Origin of the sequence: Streptococcus oralis, from assembly GCF_023109005.1 — a bacterium.
Taxonomy (GTDB): Bacteria; Bacillota; Bacilli; order Lactobacillales; family Streptococcaceae; genus Streptococcus; species Streptococcus oralis_BU.
This window is the reverse complement of sequence record NZ_JALDTU010000001.1, coordinates 341,729-359,200: the sequence shown is the minus strand read 5'-3', so window position 1 is coordinate 359,200 and position 17,472 is coordinate 341,729. Positions and strand designations below refer to the sequence as shown.

Genomic DNA, 17,472 nt, shown 5'->3' with positions numbered 1-17,472 from the left:
GGAATGCCTAGATAAATGCCAAAAAGCGGTCTATCTTAGCTCTGTCCTTTTACCTGAGAGTTTGAGCAGTTACCTGCCTTGCCCCTTCGGTGCCTTTACGGTCTCTCCAGAGTTCCGTCCATTTACAGTCATGGAAAACAAACCTTTCTCCACTTCTATTAAACTTCATTCGGTGTTGGTATTTAATTTTTTATTATTTTACAAGAAAAGTTAGTCTTTGTCAATATTTTCTATGAAAATTTTTGACTTTTCATTTCTTTTTTCAGAAAGAGCGAATCCTTCTTCTCTCTATCCTTTAAAGGTTACAATGGTGGCACCACTGCCACCAGCATTTTGTGGAGCATAGCCGAAAGTCTTAACATGCTTGTTTCTTTGTAGGTATTTGGTGACGCCCTCACGGATGACTCCCGTTCCGATACCATGGATGATGTCGACTTGCGCCATGTTATTGAGCAGGGCTTGGTCGATAAAGGCATCTAGCTCATTCATGGCCTCTTCGTACCGTTTGCCTCGGAGATCCAGTCTGGCTTGCGGACCACGACCAGAAGCACGTTTGACGACATTGACTTGTTTTTTCTTGACTGGGGCTTCTTGCTGAGCCTGAACAAGATCAAATTCTTTCTCTTCCAAGGTCATCTTGATCAAACCAACTTGGGCTTCCCAGCGGCCATCCTTGAGCTGCTTGGTCAAGGTTCCACGTTGTCCATAACTGAGAACCACTATATCATCTCCAACCTTTGGAGCTCGTTTTTTCTTAGCCTTTTGAAGGACCTTGTTTTTAGATAAGTCGACTTTTTCAGGAGCTAGTTTTTTCAGCTCAGCCTTGGCTTCAATAATTTCGTGTGGTTTGAGTTGAGACTTGCTGTGAAGATTCTTGAGAATCTGGTCACTCTCATTTAGAGCGAGTGCCACAATCTCAGCAGCCTGTTCACGCGCCTTGTTGAGCTCAGTTTCCTTTTCACGATTGAGTTCATTATAGAGTTTTTTGAGTGCTCGGTTCATCTTGAGGTTTTCTTGCTCCACCTCACGGATATTGTCCAAGCGTTTACGGCTCTCTAGTGTTTGTTCTTCCAGTTGTTCTATGATGCGGTTGACGTCATTATCTTGATTGACCTGCTGGCTGGCATCCCCGACAATGACATCTGACAAGCCAAGGCGTTTAGCAATTTCAAAGGCATTGCTTCGGCCAGGAACTCCCTGCATAAAGCGATAGGTCGGACGCAGAGTGGCTGTATCAAACTCCATGCTGGCATTTTGCACAAAGGCTGTCTCAATACCGTAGGCCTTGAGTTCTGGATAGTGGGTCGTCGCCATGGTCTTAACCTGACGTAAACGAAGATCCTCCAAAATAGCCATGGCAAGGGCTGCACCTTCCTGCGGATCGGTCCCTGCCCCAAGCTCATCTAGCAATAAAAGCGAGTGTTGGTTGACCTTGCTAAGAATATCTACGATATTGGTCATGTGGCTGGAAAAGGTAGACAAGCTTTGCTCGATAGACTGCTCATCCCCAATATCTGCGAAAATTTCTTCGAAAATACCGACACGGCTCCCCTTATCAGCTAAAATGGGCAAGCCTGACTGGGCCATGAGTTGAGTCAAGCCCAGGGTTTTGAGCATGATGGTCTTCCCACCAGTATTGGGACCTGTAATGACAATGGCCGTTAATTCCTTACCAAAGTGTACATCGTTTGCGACAGCATTTTTGACCAAAGGATGGCGAACATGAAGGAGTTGAATCTCTTGGTTCTCTGAAAGTTGAGGAACAACTGCTTGTCTTTCTTGGATGAAACGCACCTTGGCACGAATCAGATCCAGATGGCCGATAATCCAAGCGTCATTAGCAATCTCAGCAGCATGAGGACGAACCCGTTCCGATAGTTCTTGCAGGATGCGAATCATCTCATAACGCTCATCTGCTCGCAGACTAGCGATTTCTTCGCTCAGTTTCACGACCTCACGTGGCTCGATATAGACTGTGTTTCCACTGGCAGAGATGTCATGAACAACACCTGCAATCTTATTGCGATAGGTGTTCTTGACTGGTAAGACTTGACGACCATTTCTGCTAGCAATTATCCCTTCGGTCAACATCTGCGCTTTTTGCTTGAGCAGGTCTTGCAAGGCATCTCGGACCTGACTCTCGCTATCATGAATTTTTCGACGGATGCGTGCCAGTTCTTCGCTGGCAAAATTCTCGATAAAACCTGCGTCATTGAGGGCTTGGAGACTTCCTTGCAAGTGTGGAAAATCATGCAGTTTCTCAAACCATCTCGCCAACTGTTCCAAGCGTACGTTTTCGAGATTGGCATAAAAACTTTGTAACTCTCTGCTAGCAAGCAAAACCCGTTTGAGGAGTAGGAACTCCTCGATATTGAGGTCCGCCCCCATCTCTAAACGCTTGCAAACAGCTGATATCTCACGCGTCGCTAGGATGGTAAAGTGAGGCTGCTCCACAAAAAGGGCTTGCATTTCCTCCATCTCTGTAAAGGCTTGTTTGATCTTATCTACCTTAGCAGTTGGAGCCAAGCCTTTTAGCTCCTCTAAGCCTTGTTCTGTCAGGAGATGAGGTTCAAACAAGGCCTTGATTTTATTAAATTCTAAGGTTTCTAGTATTTTTGTATTCATATTCTTTCCTTGTATGCTTGTTTATAAGATTATAGCAACTAGAGGTTTTGACCTAGTCCCCCAATCTGTAAACAAAGGGCTAGGAAAAATCCCGCCCTTTTTATCCGATTAAATTTGTCACCCAGAGTTGTTTGATAAGGTTTGTCGTAAAAGGGACACTTTGGATGATGTGTTTGGCTACTGTACTTTTTTCGAGTGAATTTTGAATGACTGCCAGAGGCACTGTTGCAAGAATAGTCAGAGCCATTTGCAAGACAAATAAGGTTACCAATAGCGACAATAAGCCTGCTCCGATACGAAACCATTTGACATCGAGCTTTTTAGTTGGAATCAAGTGTAGGAACAAACCGATAAAACGTCCGATACTGTAACAAATCCCAAAAACTAGAAGGTAGGCGAGACCCGCATAAAAGACCTTGTCTAGGTGAAAAAGCTGGTCTGAAGGGAAGAAAAAGGTGCCCTGTCCTTCCTGAGGATTGGCATAAGGGACAAGCAAATGGAAGTGGTCCCCCAGTGATTTATAAAACTGTCCTGCAACAAAGGCTGAAATCACTGCAACGATGAAATAATAAACTTGCAGCACCAAACCTCTACGGTAGCCGATATAAAATCCCCAAGCTAGAACCAATAAGAGTAGGATTGAAATCATAGAGAATCCTCAATCTTGCTCTGTTCTTGTTTGACAGCAATCAACTTGTGACGGAGTTCTAACAACTCTTGCTCCTTGTCATCAAATTCAATTTCACGATTGAGCTGTGTAGACAGACAGTTGACCGCCAAAAGAAGCGCAATGGTTTCATCATCCGCCCCAGGCATTTGTTCTTTAATTGCTTGGTATTTTTCAGTCGCAACCTTGGCAATTTCCTCCATAAAGAGGTTGTCATGCTCGGTTGTCAAGGTTAATGTCTTTTTCCCGAATGTAAACTTATATCGATTTAGATTTGCCATAAAATTCACCTCACGATATTATACCAAATTTCGCTAATTTTGTCAGTTTTTACCAATTCTCCTGCTTTTGTGGTACAATAGAGACTATGGCAAGTATCACACTCACACCAAGTGAACAAGAAATTCAGAGCTTTTTAAGTCAGTATCAGAAGGCTCTCGCTCCTAGTAAAAATCCCTATATCCGCTATTTTTTTCGCTTCCCTCAGGCGACTGTTTCCGTCTATACTTCAGGAAAAGTTCTCCTCCAGGGCGAAATGGCTGAGCAGCAATACGCCAGTTTTTTTGGCTATCAAGTTCGACAAGAAAAGAGCGGACAAGATTTTCCTATGATTGGGACTGATGAGGTGGGAAATGGTTCCTACTTTGGTGGGCTGGCTGTCGTGGCTTCCTTCGTGACACCTGATCAGCACGATTTCTTGCGAAAACTCGGTGTGGGGGATTCTAAGACTCTGACAGATCAAAAGATTCGTCAAATTGCCCCTATTCTCAAGGAAAAAATCCAGCACCAAGCGCTTCTCCTTTCACCGAGCAAGTACAACGAAGTTATCGGAGAGCGTTACAATGCTGTTTCTGTAAAAGTTGCCCTTCACAATCAGGCTATTTTTCTCCTACTTCAAAAAGGAGTCCAGCCAGAAAAAATCGTCATTGATGCTTTTACAAGCGCTAAAAACTATGACAAGTACTTGGCGCAAGAAGCCAATCATTTTCCAAACAAGATCACTTTGGAAGAAAAAGCTGAGGGCAAATACCTGGCTGTTGCAGTTAGCTCTATCATCGCGCGGGGTCTCTTCCTCGAAAACTTGGAAAATCTTGGACGAGAACTAGGCTATCAACTGCCAAGTGGCGCTGGAACTGCATCTGATAAGGTTGCTAGCAAAATCCTGCAAGCCTATGGTATGAAGGGACTTCATTTCTGCGCCAAACTGCATTTTAAAAACACTGAAAAAGCCAAAGCACTTCTAGAAAGGTAAATTATGAATTCGTTTAAAACATTTCTAAAAGAATGGGGAGTTTTCTTCCTGATTATCGCGCTGGTCGGCCTTAGCCGTATCTTTCTTTGGAGCAATGTACGTGTGGAAGGACACTCGATGGACCCTACCCTAGCTGACGGAGAGGTTCTCTTCGTCGTCAAACACCTCCCAATTGACCGCTTCGACATCGTGGTTGCGCATGAAGAAGAAGGAAATAAAGACATTGTCAAAAGGGTCATCGGTATGCCAGGAGATACCATCCGCTACGAAAATGATAAACTTTTTATCAACGATAAGGAAACGGATGAACCTTACCTAGCTGAATACCTCAACTTGTTCAAAACAGAAAAGTTGCAAAACACCTATACTGGCAAAGGATTTGAAGGCAATAAGGGAGTCTACTTTAGAGAACTTGCTCAAAAAGCACAGGCCTTTACGGTCGATGTCAATTCCAATACCAGCTTCAGCTTTACTGTCCCTCAAGGCGAGTACCTTCTCCTTGGTGACGATCGTCTAGTCTCTAGCGACAGCCGCCATGTCGGCACCTTCAAGGTAAGCGATATCAAAGGTGAAGCAAAATTCCGTTTCTGGCCACTTAACCGTATCGGAACTTTTTAAGATAAGGAAGAGGCCGAGAACGCTAAGTCTCAGTCTCTTTTTCTATTGCGAGTAGAAAACCTTTTAGCCTCCTAGCTTGTTGAAAGAAGCTAAGGGTCCAACTCTCATGAACTCATGTAAAGGAAACCTATGGAAGTTTATTTTTCAGGCACCATTGAACGGATTATTTTTGAAAATCCCAGTAATTTTTATCGCATCCTCCTCTTAGATATCGAAGATACCGATGCGGAGGACTTTGACGATTTTGAAATCATCGTTACAGGAACCATGGCGGACGTGATTGAAGGGGAAGACTACACTTTTTGGGGGCAAATCGTTCAGCACTCCAAGTATGGAGAACAGCTTCAGATCAGCCGTTATGAACGGGCAAAACCAACTAAAAATGGGCTGGTCAAGTACTTTTCCAGTAGCCATTTCAAGGGAATTGGACTCAAAACAGCTCAGAAAATCGTTGATACCTATGGCGAAAATACCATTGACGAAATTCTGGAGCATCCTGAAAAGCTGGAAAGCATTGCTGGACTCTCTGCCAAAAACCGTGAGGCTTTTGTCTCCACCCTCCGCCTCAACTATGGGACAGAAATGGTCTTGGCAAAACTGGCCAACTACGGCATTCCCAATAAACTAGCCTTTCAGATTCAAGACTTTTACAAGGACGAAACGCTGGATATTGTCGAAAATTATCCCTACCAACTGGTTGAAGATATCAAGGGCTTGGGTTTTATCATTGCTGACCAATTAGCCGCCGAACTAGGAATCAAAAGTCAAGCTCCTGAGCGCTTTCGTGCGGGACTCGTCCACAGCCTCCTTCAAGGCTGTATGGAGACAGGGGATACCTATATGGAAGCCCGTGATTTGCTGGAACAGACCCTAACTCTCCTCGAGTCTTCCCGTCCCGTGGAACTCGACCCTAGCCAAGTTGCTCAGGAATTATCTCATCTGATTGAAGAAGATAAAATCCAACAGGTAGATACCAAAATCTTTGATAATAGCCTCTTTTTCGCTGAGGAAGGTATTCGCAGTCACTTGGTTCGTATCCTCGAAAAAGGAAAGCAGAAGAGTCAGAACTTAGAAACCATTCACAACCATATCTCTACTGTCGAGAAAGAACTGGGTATCCACTACGATAGCATTCAAAAGCAGGCTATCAGCGATGCCATCCAGAACAAGGTCTTTATCCTAACAGGTGGACCTGGTACTGGAAAGACCACCGTTATCAATGGTATCATCGCCGTCTATGCCCTTTTAGAAGGACTTGACCTCAAGAAAAAAAGCAACCTGCCTATCCTTCTAGCAGCTCCAACTGGTCGAGCCGCTCGGCGCATGAATGAATTGACAGGATTGCCAAGTGCTACCATACACCGCCATTTGGGAATGACGGGAGACGATGATACCAGCCATCTGGAAGATTATCTAGATGCCGATTTTATCATTGTAGATGAGTTTTCCATGGTGGATACTTGGCTAGCCAACCAACTCTTCTCCAACATTTCTTCTAACAGTAAAATCCTCATCGTGGGAGACAGTGACCAGTTGCCTTCTGTCAGTCCTGGACAAGTTCTGGCCGACCTGCTCCAGATATCCCTGATTCCCCAGACTCGCTTGGAACGGATTTACCGTCAGAGCGAAGAATCAACCATCGTTACCTTGGCAAGTCAGATTCGACAAGGCATCTTGCCAGCTGACTTTACCCAGAAAAAAGCAGACCGCTCCTACTTTGAAATCGCTAGTGGCCATATCCCAGCTACGATTGAGAAAATCCTCGGTGCCGCCCTCAGAAGCGGCATTCCGGCTCGCGATATTCAGGTGCTGGCGCCTATGTATCGAGGAACTGCTGGTATTGACGCCATCAACCAACTCATGCAAGACCTGCTCAATCCTCACCAAAAAGGACAAGTGAGTTTTGAAGCCACTCAGTGTCACTATCGAACAGGGGACAAGGTCATTCACCTAGTCAACGATGCCGAAGTCAATGTCTTTAATGGAGACCTAGGCTACATCACAGACCTGATTCCTGGAAAATACACTGAGTCCAAACAAGACGAGATTGTCATTGATTTCGATGGCAATGAGGTCATCTATCCTCGAAACGAATGGTACAAGATTCGACTGGCCTATGCCATGAGTATTCATAAGTCGCAGGGAAGTGAGTTTCCTGTTGTCATCCTGCCCATCACTAGTGCTAGCAAGCGCATGCTGGAACGCAATCTCATCTACACAGCTATCACACGGGCCAAGAGCAAGCTCATCCTTCTTGGCGAGTTACAGGCCTTTGACTATGCAGTCAAGCATATCGGGACTGCTCGCAAGACCTATCTGATTGAACGCTTCAGTGATCTAATTGAAAATAATATTGAAGAAAGTAAACAAGCCTTCTCTGAAACTGCCACAGCAAGTGACTCTGAACAATCCTGCATCCTCACCGAGGAAAACTGGTCTAGCATCCCAGCCATGATTGGGATTACAGATGCAGACTTAAAAGAGATTTTTGGAAAATAGTGCAACAGAAATCCCACCTAGTTAGGTGGGATTTTTGTTTATTAATACTCAATGAAAATCAAAGAGCAAACTAAGAAGATAGCCGCAGGTTGCTCAAAGTACAGCTTTGAGGTTGTAGATAGAACTGACGAAGTCAGTAACATATATACGGTAAGGCGACGCTGACGTAGTTTGAAGAGTATACTATTATTTAACTGTTGCAGTGCTTGTAATCAATTCAACAGCTTTTTTGATTGCGATATCGTGTTTCAACATGTCGGCTGAAAGCAAGTTTTGAACTTGCGCCACTTCCATGTTGTAATCTGCAGCCAATTGCTCGATTTCTTTTTGGATTTCTTCTTCTGAAGCGTCAAATCCTTCAGCTTTGGCAACTGCTTCGATAACAAGGTTAGTCTTCGTACGTGACTCAGCTTCTGCTTCGTATTGTTTGTGAAGGTCTTCTTGAGTAGTTCCTGTGATTTGGAAGTACATGTCAGGGTTGATACCTTGACGTTGCAAGTTTCCAAGGAATTCATTCACTGAACGGTGAACTTCTTCGTGGATCATTTCTTCTGGAAGTTCTACGATTTCGGCGTTTTCTACCGCTTTATCGATCGCTGCACCTTCAACGGCATCTTTGTATGCTTCTTCTTTCGCAGCAGTCAATTCTTTGCGGTATTTTTCTTTCAATTCGTCAAGAGTTTCCACTTCTTCGTCGATGTCTTTTGCAAGTTCATCGTCAAGAGCTGGAACTTCTTTTGCTTTTACTTCGTGGATAGTTGTTACGAATTTAGCTTCTTTACCTGCAAGGTCTTCTGCTTGGTAGTCTTCTGGGAATGTTACAACAACATCAACAGTTTCGCCAGCTGAGTGTCCAACCAATTGGTCTTCAAAACCAGGAATGAATTGACCTGATCCAAGTCCAAGTGAGAAGTTTTCACCTTTTCCACCGTCGAACTCAACACCATCGATAGAACCAACGAAGTCGATCACAACAGTGTCACCATTTTCAGCAGCGCCTTCTTTGATAACCAATTCAGCCAAGTTGTTGCGTTCGCGTTCGATACGCTCTTCAACGTCAGCGTCAGTTACTTCTTTTTCTACATCTACTGATACTTCAAGATTTTTGTAGTCGCCCAATTTTACTTCAGGTTTTGTCACGACTTCAGCTGTGATAACCCAGTCTTGACCTTTTTCCATTGAAGTCACATCGATTTTTGGTTGTGCAACGACTTCAAGACCAGCTTCTTTTACTGCAGCTTCATAAGCATTTGGCAAAAGAGCGTTCATTGCATCTTGATAAAGAGCTTCTTCACCAAATTTTTGGTCGAAGATAGGGCGTGGAAGGTGACCTTTACGGAAACCAGGAACGTTAAGAGTTTTCTTTACTGAGTTAAATACACGGTCCAATTCTGGTTTGATTTGGTCTTGAGAGATAGTGAAAGTCAAGACACCACGGTTTGTTTCTTTGTTTTCAAATGATACAGACATTCTGTCATTTCTCCTTAAAATTTTTAATACAGTCCATTATACCATATAATAGCGACTTTTTTCAAGTAATGAATGCGCTTTTCAATAGTGCTAGAGGTACTTGCTCGCTTCCTTGATACTAAGTTCAGCCATTCTCTTCTTATTTTTTTCAATAAAATGTGCTACCCATTCGGGATTAGTTTTAGAGTAGTCTCTTAGAGCCCAGCCGATGGCTTTGTTGATGAAAAATTCTGTCTGGTCCAGATTGTTTAGCAGGGTCTTTTCCATCAGTTGGACATTTGTTTTCTCTTTCCTTAACAACTGGTGGTCAATAGCGACACGTCTCAGCCAGATATTATCTGATAGGCTCCATTTTAAAATCACTTCTTCAAGTTCCGGGTGGTTAGCCACCAAACTCCCTACTACTCTGTCTAGGATATCTACCGTGTCCCACCAGGACTTGGTCACGACCAGACACTCAAGCTTAGGCAAATCGTCCTTCGTTAGATAAGACTGCATGGCTTTCAAATAGTTGGCAGCCACATATTGGTATTCTCTAGGCTCCTTTTCCCAGCAAGTGTCTACAAAATCCCAATCGATAATCTTTGTTTTTTTCTCTTCTGGAAAATACTTTTTATAGAGTGAATTTCTTTCAGGACCTGCAATGCCTAGAAAGGGAAATTGATGACGCATATAGGCTTCCATAGGTCCCGCTTTTTCAGGGTCTTTTGCCGCTTCTAGCTCCACAAGTAAATCTGCAAGACTCATCTAAAAGTCCTCCTGCCCAACCAAGTGGTGCTGAAAGGCATAGACTGCAGCCTGGGTACGATCACTGACCTCAAGCTTGGCTAGGATGTTGGACACGTGGGTCTTGACCGTCTTGAGAGAGATGAAGAGTTCATCTGCAATGCGTTGATTTTCGTAGCCCTTAGCGATGAGTTGAAGTACGTCTCGCTCACGCGCAGTCAATTCCTCATGAAGCTCGATATGATTGCGGTGGTACTCGACCTTCTTACTGACCTCTTGTTCAATAGCCAGCTCCCCAGCAGCCACCTTACGAACGGCATGGAGTAGCTCGTCTGCACTAGAAGTCTTTAGCATATAGCCTTTGGCACCAGCATTCAAGACTGGCATGATTTTTTCATTGTCCAAGTAAGATGTCACAATCAAAATCTTGGCTTCAGGCCATTCTTTGAGGATGGCCAAGGTAGCATCAATTCCATTCATCTCAGGCATGACAATATCCATGACAATGACATCTGGGCGCAGTTCCAAGGCCAACTCAATACCTTGAGACCCATTGGCCGCCTCGCCCACAACTTCTACATCGTCTTGGAGGTCAAAGTAGCTTTTCAAGCCCAATCGGACCATTTCATGGTCATCTACCAGTAAAATTTTCATCTATACTCCTTTATAATTCCTTATCTAGCAAGGGAATACGGATATCAACCGCCAGTCCTTGCTTAGGTGCTGTCAAGAGTTGAACAGTACCTGCCATATCTTCGACCCGCTCCTTAATATTTCTCAGTCCATAACTCAAGTCGTCTAAGCTCCCTAACTGGAAACCAATCCCATTGTCCACCACCTTCAGCTGCAATTCAACATCTGTCTGATAGAGATAGACATCTAGGCAAGATGCCTGGGCATGGCGGAGGGTATTGCTGATCAATTCCTGCAAAATGCGGAAGATATGCTCTTCAATCTTCTTAGGCAATTTAGACACATTTTGCTTGAGACTGACCTTGAGATCGCTCTTGTCCTCAAGCTCTTTTAAGAGGATTTGAATCCCCTCAACCAAACTCTTCTCTTCCAACTCAACTGGTCGCAAATGCAAGAGCAAGACCCGCAGATCTTTCTGGGCGGTCTCTAGGATGGCCGCGACACTTTGCAACTGGGTCTGCATCTTTTCTCTATCCAGCTTCAAAGCCTGCTGACTGACACCCGATAAAATCATATGGGCCGCAAACAACTCCTGACTAACCGTATCATGTAAGTCACGTGCTATCCGCTTCCGTTCTTTCTCGATGATTTCTTCTTCCTTGACTAGGCTTTGGTTTTCAGCCTTTTGAACAGCTTCTGTCAAGAGATTAAGCTTGCCAGACAAGGATTGGAAACTGGCTTCCAAGTCTGGATCTGCAAAGGGGATCACCTCTTTCCCTGCTAGCAGTCGCTTGAGATTAACCTGCATTTTTCTGCGAGAGACTTCTTCTCTCACGCGCCAAAAGAGTACAAAAAAGAAGGTCATGGAAAGGCTAAAGACCAAGATCAAGAAGATGAGTTTCTCTGTTTTCTCGATATCTTGTAGCAAATAGGACCAATCAAGATTGAGAATATCCAGTAGACTATTGGTCAAAAAGAGGATAAAAAGGAGAGAAGTCAGGCCGATTAACAGATAGGATTGCTTTTTCATCCTCTGACCACCTCCACATCGCCAACCATAGTAGTTAGGAAAATCTTGACGCTCTTGTTACTCTTGAGATAGTCTCTGGTCTCCTGATGATAGTGTTCATTGCGGAGGGCTCGCTTGGGTTGATGGAGGAAAGTTAAATCTCCATAGAGGCAGTTAACACTGAGGCTGATTTCCACATCTACAGGTACAATAATCCTAGTTGTTCCGACCATCTTTCTAAGGATAATGACATTGTCATGATTGGTTAGGATAACTCTTTCTAAATGAATGGTGTCCTTGCCCATGAGACGAAAGAGGTTGATATCGTCAAATTGGCAGGTCTGGTGACTAGAGAAATGATGGAGATTGCCAAACCAAGGATTGCGTTCATTTTTAACCGTCACCACCTCTTCAAAGACCAAGTCCGTATCCTCTTTTTCTTGGTTCATCATCGGGTAAAGAAGAAAGAGACTGTAAATCACTGCCACAAAGATAGCTAAAATCACAAAGGGATTGAGCATGACGATGAAAAAGAAAAGAATGGTCGCTACAATGAGAAAGACGTTGTTGCCCTCTTTACCTGTATAATAGCGCAGTAAGAGTAAAAAGAGGAACAGAATCAGCAGAAAACGCGAAAAATGCTCTGACACCATCAAAATCAGAGCTCCCGTCAACAGACAGGCTTCAATAAATAAAAAGATTTGAAATTTTTTCATAGCTGCATCCTCTCCCTTCTATTCTATCATAATTCAAAAAAGTCACCTCGGTCTGAGGATGGAAAAAAGCGCTTGACAAAGAGATACAAAAAAGAGCGGGATTTTTGTCCCGACCTCTTTATTTCTGATCATTCGCTTCTTTTAGTTTGCCATAAAGAATATAGTCTACTTTTTGCAGATCCGCTATAGTAGCACAGTTAAGGGCACACATGATCAAGCCTAGATCGTCTTTCCATCCTTGGATGATGCTAATCACTTCCTCGACTGAGTAGGTTTCAATCAATTCCAGAACGGTTCGTGATAAACCCACGGCTTTGGCACCAAAGACCAGGCACTTAATCATATCCAGCGGGTTCCGAACCCCTCCACTGACCAAGAGTTGGACCTTGTCTTTCCAGTCTTGAGCATTGAGGAGGGCTTGCATGGTGGACTGACCCCATTGATTGAGGTAATCACGCTGGCCACTGCGACGGTTTTCAATATAAGCAAAGCTAGTGCCACCACGACCCGATAGGTCAAAAGTTCGAACGCCCAGTTCATAGGCTCTCTCGATGGTCTTCACATCCATGCCAAAACCCACTTCCTTTAAAATGATGGGAACAGGGATTTGCTTGCTATAGTCTGCCAGATGCGAATACCAGCTTCTGAACTTCCTTTCTCCCTCAGGCATGAGCAATTCCTGCATAACATTGACATGCACTTGTAAAAGTAGCGGATTCATCTCCGTCACAGTCTGCAAACCAAGTCCAACAGGCTTGTCCAATCCAATATTGGTTCCAAGGAGGAGATTTGGATGGCTAGTCTTGACAGAAAAAGAGTCATCTGTTGGATCTTTGAGGGCTGCGCTATAAGAGCCCGTCACAAACAAAATCCCACAGGTTTCTGCAACTTGAGCTAGTTTTTGATTGATTTCTTTACCTTTTTCGCTCCCACCCGTCATGGCATTGATATAAAAAGGAAAGTCCCACTTTCGACCTGCAAATTCTGTAGACAAATCAATCTCATCTAGGTCATAGAGCGGTAGCGAAGAGTGGATTAACTCGACCTCATCAAAGCTATTATAGGAATTTTTCTGCTCAAGGGCATAGTGGATGTGCTCATCCTTACGATTTGTCGTCATGTCCTATCCTTTCTTGGTATAAGAGCTCAATCCCCAGATTGGCCCAACGGTTTTTTAGGGTTTCAGTTGATTGCGCATCAAAACTCAAGGCAATACCACAGTCGCCACCACCAGCGCCACTGCTTTTGGCAACAGCTTGCAAACCTTGGCTGGCCATTTTTAACTCTCTAAGCGAAGGCGTGTAAATATCTGCGCTCAAGCCTTCTAAAAGCTGGCTGGCTGTTTCCACCTGATTAATTATTTCTTCTGCTCTCCCCTGCTCCAAGGCTTCTACCAAAGCAGTCACCGTTGCTCTTGAGGAAGTTAAAAAATTCTGATTGATGTTTTGCTTGATTTGCTGAACCATTTGACTCGATACGGCCACTTCTTTGGTCCATCCCACTAGGAAATCACATTCTAGACCTGGTTTTACTTGTGAGATAGAAAAGCCCCAATCACGCTCCAAAACTGTTGCCAAGTTTTCTTCTTGCAAGCAAGCAGCCACCTTTTGGCGATCAAACGACTGGTAGAGAATCAAATCTTCTGCCACAATACAGGCAAGGTCTCCCATAGAACCATTGTCGCCTCGCTTGAGCAAGACCGCGCTAGCCAGCTTGAACAAGAGTTCCGGATCAACCGTAATATCATATAGAGCCAGCAGGGCCTTGATCACCAAGACAACGACGCTACCGCTAGAACCCAGACCAAACTTTTTCCCTTCCCGTTCCATTTTTCCACGGATTTCCAAGGAAAAAGGTCGTAAGGTCTTGCTACGGTAAGTGAGAAAATCTTCCACTAGAGAAATCGTTTCTTGAATCAAGCTGTAGTCAGGATTTGGCGTCAAGTCCACTGCGAAATCAAACAGATCTGAGTAGATACGGTAGCTATCAGAAAAGGCAATCTCCCCCCTCATATAGATAGGTATCGCCTTTATCAAGGCTAACTGTCCTGGCTCTAAAATAGCATACTCACCCGCCCAATAGAGTTTTCCGCAAGTTTTAACAGCAATCATCTTGACTCAAATCCTTTGTTTTTGACACAATCAAGCGAAAATGTTGACCGAAGATTTCTGATAAATGCTCCAAGTCTTTCTCCTGACAGAGGACCTTGACATTGGGACCAGCATCCATGGTAAAGTAGCAGGCCTCTCCTTGCCCACGAAGCTGGCGGACAAAGTCCATGGCTTCATAACTTGCATCGGTCAGATAAGAAAAGGCTGGTGATGCTGTTTTGGTCGTAGCGTGCATAGCCAGAGCATTTTTCTCCGTTAATTCACCAACCTTGGCAAAGTCATTTTCTTTGAGATAGACCAGCATATCCTGATAATCCTTCTCAGATTGACGCACCCAGTCGTCAAAAGTCGTCGAGGTTTCCACACAGAGTTTCATCCCATCACGGCTAGAAATTGGTTTTTTCTTGTCCTCTAGCACCAACATGATCATAGCTAGTTTCAAGTCTGTCTCTACAGGGTAAATCTCTCCACTATCCTTGTCCCAGGCACCGAGTGGTCCATAAAAACTACGAGAGGAAGAACCTGAAGCGAACTTAGCCTCCTGTGCCAACTGACTCCGATCCAAACCAAGCTGGAAATAAGCATTGCAAGCCTTGACCAAGGCGGACAAACCACTAGAACTAGAGGACAGGCCCGCTGCAGTAGGCATGTTGTTGTGGGTATCGATACGGACAAAACCTTCCCCAGCCGGACGGTAACGGTCAATGATTTTGCTCATCTTAGCATGCTCAGCCTCACTCTGGAGCTGACCATTGATATAAAATGCATCAGCCGTCGCATCCTTCGGTAGAGGCGACAAGGTCGTCTCTGTGTACATGTTTTCCAACGTCAGAGAGATGCTGCTAGTAGCAGGAACCATCTCTTTTTCTTTTTTCTTTCCCCAGTATTTGATAATGGCAATATTTGCGTAGGAACGTACTGTTACAGGCTCTCGATCCATGTCTGAACAGCTCCTTTCTCTTCTAATCGTTTTGTTAGTTCTTGAGCGTGTGTCAAATTGGTTGCCAAGGCTATGATACAGCCTCCTAGCCCACCACCACTCATCTTGGCACCTAGAGCACCATGGCTAAGAGCCGTTTCAACGAGGGAGTCTGCCTCAGGGCTGCTGACACCAATTTCTTTTAAATGTAAATGCGCTTGACTGAGGATTTGTCCCAGTTTTTCAGCATCTTTTCGTCTAATCGCATCTTCTGCCTGCTGGGTCAATTCTCCCAAGGCATGCAAAAACGGCAGAGCATCCTTACCCTTACTTTGAACCACTTGGATAGCTTCACGAGTGTGACCATACACGCCCGTGTCAGCAATCACCAAATAGGCAGATAGATCCATCTCAAGCTCTGTAAATCCAACGTTTTTAATAAAGCGAATAGGTCGATCACTGAGACAGGTCTTGGCATCCAAACCACTCGGATTCATATGAGCAATCATCTCCGCCCGATTGACCAAGATTTCTAATATATCATGAGGCAGGTCGGCTTGATAGTAGTCAAAAACAGCTCGAATGGCTGCTATGCTGATAGCTGCTGACGAACCCATTCCCCGTTTTTCAGGGATAGCCGAGTCAATCACACAGCGAATGCAGGCCTCTTTAATCTCTAAATATTCTAACGAAGCATAAACTGCCATGGACAAAGTATCCTCCTCATAAAGACGCCACGGACTCGCTGCAGGAACTACCTTGCATGTCACCTCTACCTCTAAGAGAGGCAGGGAAATGGCAGGATAGCCGTATACAACAGCGTGCTCTCCTATTAAAATAATCTTACTATGTGCCTGACCGACACCAACTTTTTTTATCATGTTTTCCTTTAACCAGACGGAAAGACCGTCTTGCTTTTCATACAGTAGTATTTCCTCCTATCTATTTTATTATATTTTCACAAAAAAAGCGATTGTTTCCTTCACAATCGCCCCTTTCATTATTGGATCCATTCGCCATTATAATTGACGTAATAGCCTTCTACAGTCGTATTCACTGCTAAAGCACCTGAACTATAAGCATAGTACCATTTCCCTCCGACCTGGAACCAGCCTGTCTTCATGTCACCATTACTTGCGTTTAGATAATACCATGTCGAACCTTCCTGATACCAACCAGTTGCCATAGCTCCTGATGAACGGAGATAGTACCACTTGTTACCGACATAAGCCCAACCTGTCTTCATATCACCATTTGACGCATCTAAATAGTACCAAGTGGAACTTTCCTGATACCAGCCAGTCGCCATTGCTCCTGATGAACGGAGATAGTACCACTTGTTCCCAAGGTATTGCCAGCCCGTTTTCATATCACCATTTTCAGCATCTAAATAGTACCAAGTTGAGTCTTCTTGATACCAACCAGTCGCCATAGCTCCTGATGAACGGAGGTAGTACCACTTATTGCCAAGTTGTTTCCAACCAGTTTGCATAATCCCAGTTTCTGGGTCTAGGTAGTACCATGGAGCAGGTTTGCTTCTATCAATGCCAAAAGTAACATGGAAATCTTGAGTCCAACCCTTAGCAACTTCACCAATTGGTAGTGGATTGTAAGAATCATCGCCAGAAATTCCTAGCTTATTTAAATAATACCAATTGCCGTCTTCATAAGTCCAGCCTGTCTTTACAGCATAATTATTATCAAAATAATAAGTTCTCTTTTCAGCAGATGGAGTATATTGTTCACCGTATACTTTTCCTGTATTTTCAGACGTTTTTGCCTCTAGTACTTGTTTATCTGTTTGTTCTAGCAAAGCACCATCTTGTCCAAAATAGTACCACTTCTGTTGAAGGCCAATTTCTAAGACTGGACGATTATTAAATAAATTATCACGATAACCTGTTCCATGAATTTCTACGTATTGCCAACCGACAACCATCTCTCCTCTATCACCAAAATAGTAAGTTTTACCGTCTATTTTATGCCAATAGATTGCTTTATGATCATCTTTTACATAATATTTTCTATTATCCTTATCAACAAATTGGCCACCTGTGGTATCCGCAAATACAGTATTTGTAGCTAGCAAACCAAAGAAAAAGACTGCGAGTCCAACTTGCATCATTATTTTAAATTTTTTCATTCGATCTTTCCTCCATAATTGATTGTAGCAAAGACTTTACTGTATGTCAATATATAGAAATTCCTCAAAAAAAGCAGTTACACA

At 43.9% G+C, this 17,472-nt stretch carries 16 protein-coding genes and 1 riboswitch; of the genes, 3 read left to right on the top strand and 13 right to left on the bottom strand.

Going from position 1 to position 17,472, the window contains the following annotated elements:
* Positions 1-31 precede the first annotated feature (31 nt).
* Positions 32-120, bottom strand: a riboswitch (glycine riboswitch).
* A 168-nt stretch (positions 121-288) separates the two neighbouring features.
* From M1F56_RS01655 to zapA, 3 genes are all read right to left on the bottom strand, one after another.
* Positions 289-2,625, bottom strand: coding sequence for an endonuclease MutS2 (locus M1F56_RS01655; protein ID WP_247916661.1), 2,337 nt, complete (start codon positions 2,623-2,625; stop codon positions 289-291).
* Positions 2,626-2,725: 100 nt separating this feature from the next.
* A complete protein-coding gene (locus M1F56_RS01650; RefSeq protein WP_247916660.1) occupies positions 2,726-3,274 on the bottom strand; it encodes a CvpA family protein in 549 nt (182 codons plus the stop codon).
* Positions 3,271-3,573, bottom strand: coding sequence for a cell division protein ZapA (gene zapA / locus M1F56_RS01645; protein WP_000002028.1), 303 nt, complete (start codon positions 3,571-3,573; stop codon positions 3,271-3,273). The genes M1F56_RS01650 and zapA overlap by 4 nt, the downstream gene beginning before the upstream one ends.
* Positions 3,574-3,659: 86 nt before the next feature.
* On the opposite strand from zapA, the gene rnhC reads away from it, so the two are divergent.
* The 3 genes from rnhC to recD2 all read left to right on the top strand — a co-directional run bounded on the left by rnhC (position 3,660) and on the right by recD2 (position 7,661).
* The gene (gene rnhC / locus M1F56_RS01640; RefSeq protein ID WP_247916659.1) at positions 3,660-4,544 is read left to right on the top strand and encodes a ribonuclease HIII; all 885 of its coding nucleotides are present in this window, start codon (positions 3,660-3,662) and stop codon (positions 4,542-4,544) included.
* A gap of 3 nt (positions 4,545-4,547) precedes the next feature.
* The gene (gene lepB, locus M1F56_RS01635) at positions 4,548-5,162 is read left to right on the top strand and encodes a signal peptidase I (RefSeq protein WP_247916658.1); all 615 of its coding nucleotides are present in this window, start codon (positions 4,548-4,550) and stop codon (positions 5,160-5,162) included.
* A gap of 129 nt (positions 5,163-5,291) precedes the next feature.
* Entirely contained in the window at positions 5,292-7,661 is a 2,370-nt protein-coding gene (recD2, locus tag M1F56_RS01630) for an SF1B family DNA helicase RecD2 (RefSeq protein WP_247916657.1), read from the top strand.
* Between the two features lie 186 nt (positions 7,662-7,847).
* Here the strand turns inward: recD2 and tig are convergent, their stop codons facing one another.
* The 10 genes from tig to M1F56_RS01580 form a co-directional block, all read right to left on the bottom strand.
* On the bottom strand, positions 7,848-9,131 hold the full coding sequence (gene tig / locus M1F56_RS01625) for a trigger factor (RefSeq protein ID WP_247916656.1): 1,284 nt from the start codon (positions 9,129-9,131) through the stop codon (positions 7,848-7,850).
* A 90-nt stretch (positions 9,132-9,221) separates the two neighbouring features.
* Complete coding sequence (locus M1F56_RS01620) at positions 9,222-9,878, bottom strand: DNA alkylation repair protein (RefSeq protein ID WP_247916655.1); 657 nt, start codon at positions 9,876-9,878, stop codon at positions 9,222-9,224.
* Positions 9,879-10,511: a response regulator transcription factor gene (locus M1F56_RS01615; protein ID WP_125417783.1), complete on the bottom strand. Its 633-nt coding sequence runs from the start codon at positions 10,509-10,511 to the stop codon at positions 9,879-9,881. It lies immediately after the preceding gene.
* Between the two features lie 10 nt (positions 10,512-10,521).
* On the bottom strand, positions 10,522-11,520 hold the full coding sequence (locus tag M1F56_RS01610; protein WP_247916654.1) for a sensor histidine kinase: 999 nt from the start codon (positions 11,518-11,520) through the stop codon (positions 10,522-10,524).
* Positions 11,517-12,215: a cell wall-active antibiotics response protein LiaF gene (liaF, locus tag M1F56_RS01605; RefSeq protein ID WP_247916653.1), complete on the bottom strand. Its 699-nt coding sequence runs from the start codon at positions 12,213-12,215 to the stop codon at positions 11,517-11,519. Before liaF ends, M1F56_RS01610 begins: the two co-directional genes overlap by 4 nt.
* A 118-nt stretch (positions 12,216-12,333) precedes the next feature.
* Positions 12,334-13,335: a type 2 isopentenyl-diphosphate Delta-isomerase gene (fni, locus tag M1F56_RS01600; protein ID WP_247916652.1), complete on the bottom strand. Its 1,002-nt coding sequence runs from the start codon at positions 13,333-13,335 to the stop codon at positions 12,334-12,336.
* Positions 13,319-14,326: a phosphomevalonate kinase gene (locus tag M1F56_RS01595; protein ID WP_247916651.1), complete on the bottom strand. Its 1,008-nt coding sequence runs from the start codon at positions 14,324-14,326 to the stop codon at positions 13,319-13,321. The genes fni and M1F56_RS01595 overlap by 17 nt, the downstream gene beginning before the upstream one ends.
* Positions 14,313-15,266 (bottom strand): diphosphomevalonate decarboxylase, encoded by a 954-nt coding sequence (gene mvaD / locus M1F56_RS01590; RefSeq protein WP_247916650.1) that lies wholly within the window; start codon positions 15,264-15,266, stop codon positions 14,313-14,315. The genes M1F56_RS01595 and mvaD overlap by 14 nt, the downstream gene beginning before the upstream one ends.
* Positions 15,248-16,126, bottom strand: a complete 879-nt coding sequence (mvk, locus tag M1F56_RS01585) for a mevalonate kinase (protein ID WP_247916649.1) — start codon at positions 16,124-16,126, stop codon at positions 15,248-15,250. Before mvk ends, mvaD begins: the two co-directional genes overlap by 19 nt.
* 119 nt (positions 16,127-16,245) lie before the next feature.
* Positions 16,246-17,388 (bottom strand): N-acetylmuramoyl-L-alanine amidase family protein, encoded by a 1,143-nt coding sequence (locus M1F56_RS01580; protein ID WP_247916648.1) that lies wholly within the window; start codon positions 17,386-17,388, stop codon positions 16,246-16,248.
* Positions 17,389-17,472: the final 84 nt, after the last annotated feature.

Bases quoted from the DNA above. Each gene is read 5' to 3' on its own strand.
- M1F56_RS01655 (WP_247916661.1), bottom strand. From the start codon at position 2,625: ATGAATACAAAAATACTAGAAACCTTAGAATTTAATAAAATCAAGGCC.
- M1F56_RS01650 (WP_247916660.1), bottom strand. From the start codon at position 3,274: ATGATTTCAATCCTACTCTTATTGGTTCTAGCTTGGGGATTTTATATC.
- zapA (WP_000002028.1), bottom strand. From the start codon at position 3,573: ATGGCAAATCTAAATCGATATAAGTTTACATTCGGGAAAAAGACATTA.
- rnhC (WP_247916659.1), top strand. From the start codon at position 3,660: ATGGCAAGTATCACACTCACACCAAGTGAACAAGAAATTCAGAGCTTT.
- lepB (WP_247916658.1), top strand. From the start codon at position 4,548: ATGAATTCGTTTAAAACATTTCTAAAAGAATGGGGAGTTTTCTTCCTG.
- recD2 (WP_247916657.1), top strand. From the start codon at position 5,292: ATGGAAGTTTATTTTTCAGGCACCATTGAACGGATTATTTTTGAAAAT.
- tig (WP_247916656.1), bottom strand. From the start codon at position 9,131: ATGTCTGTATCATTTGAAAACAAAGAAACAAACCGTGGTGTCTTGACT.
- M1F56_RS01620 (WP_247916655.1), bottom strand. From the start codon at position 9,878: ATGAGTCTTGCAGATTTACTTGTGGAGCTAGAAGCGGCAAAAGACCCT.
- M1F56_RS01615 (WP_125417783.1), bottom strand. From the start codon at position 10,511: ATGAAAATTTTACTGGTAGATGACCATGAAATGGTCCGATTGGGCTTG.
- M1F56_RS01610 (WP_247916654.1), bottom strand. From the start codon at position 11,520: ATGAAAAAGCAATCCTATCTGTTAATCGGCCTGACTTCTCTCCTTTTT.
- liaF (WP_247916653.1), bottom strand. From the start codon at position 12,215: ATGAAAAAATTTCAAATCTTTTTATTTATTGAAGCCTGTCTGTTGACG.
- fni (WP_247916652.1), bottom strand. From the start codon at position 13,335: ATGACGACAAATCGTAAGGATGAGCACATCCACTATGCCCTTGAGCAG.
- M1F56_RS01595 (WP_247916651.1), bottom strand. From the start codon at position 14,326: ATGATTGCTGTTAAAACTTGCGGAAAACTCTATTGGGCGGGTGAGTAT.
- mvaD (WP_247916650.1), bottom strand. From the start codon at position 15,266: ATGGATCGAGAGCCTGTAACAGTACGTTCCTACGCAAATATTGCCATT.
- mvk (WP_247916649.1), bottom strand. From the start codon at position 16,126: ATGATAAAAAAAGTTGGTGTCGGTCAGGCACATAGTAAGATTATTTTA.
- M1F56_RS01580 (WP_247916648.1), bottom strand. From the start codon at position 17,388: ATGAAAAAATTTAAAATAATGATGCAAGTTGGACTCGCAGTCTTTTTC.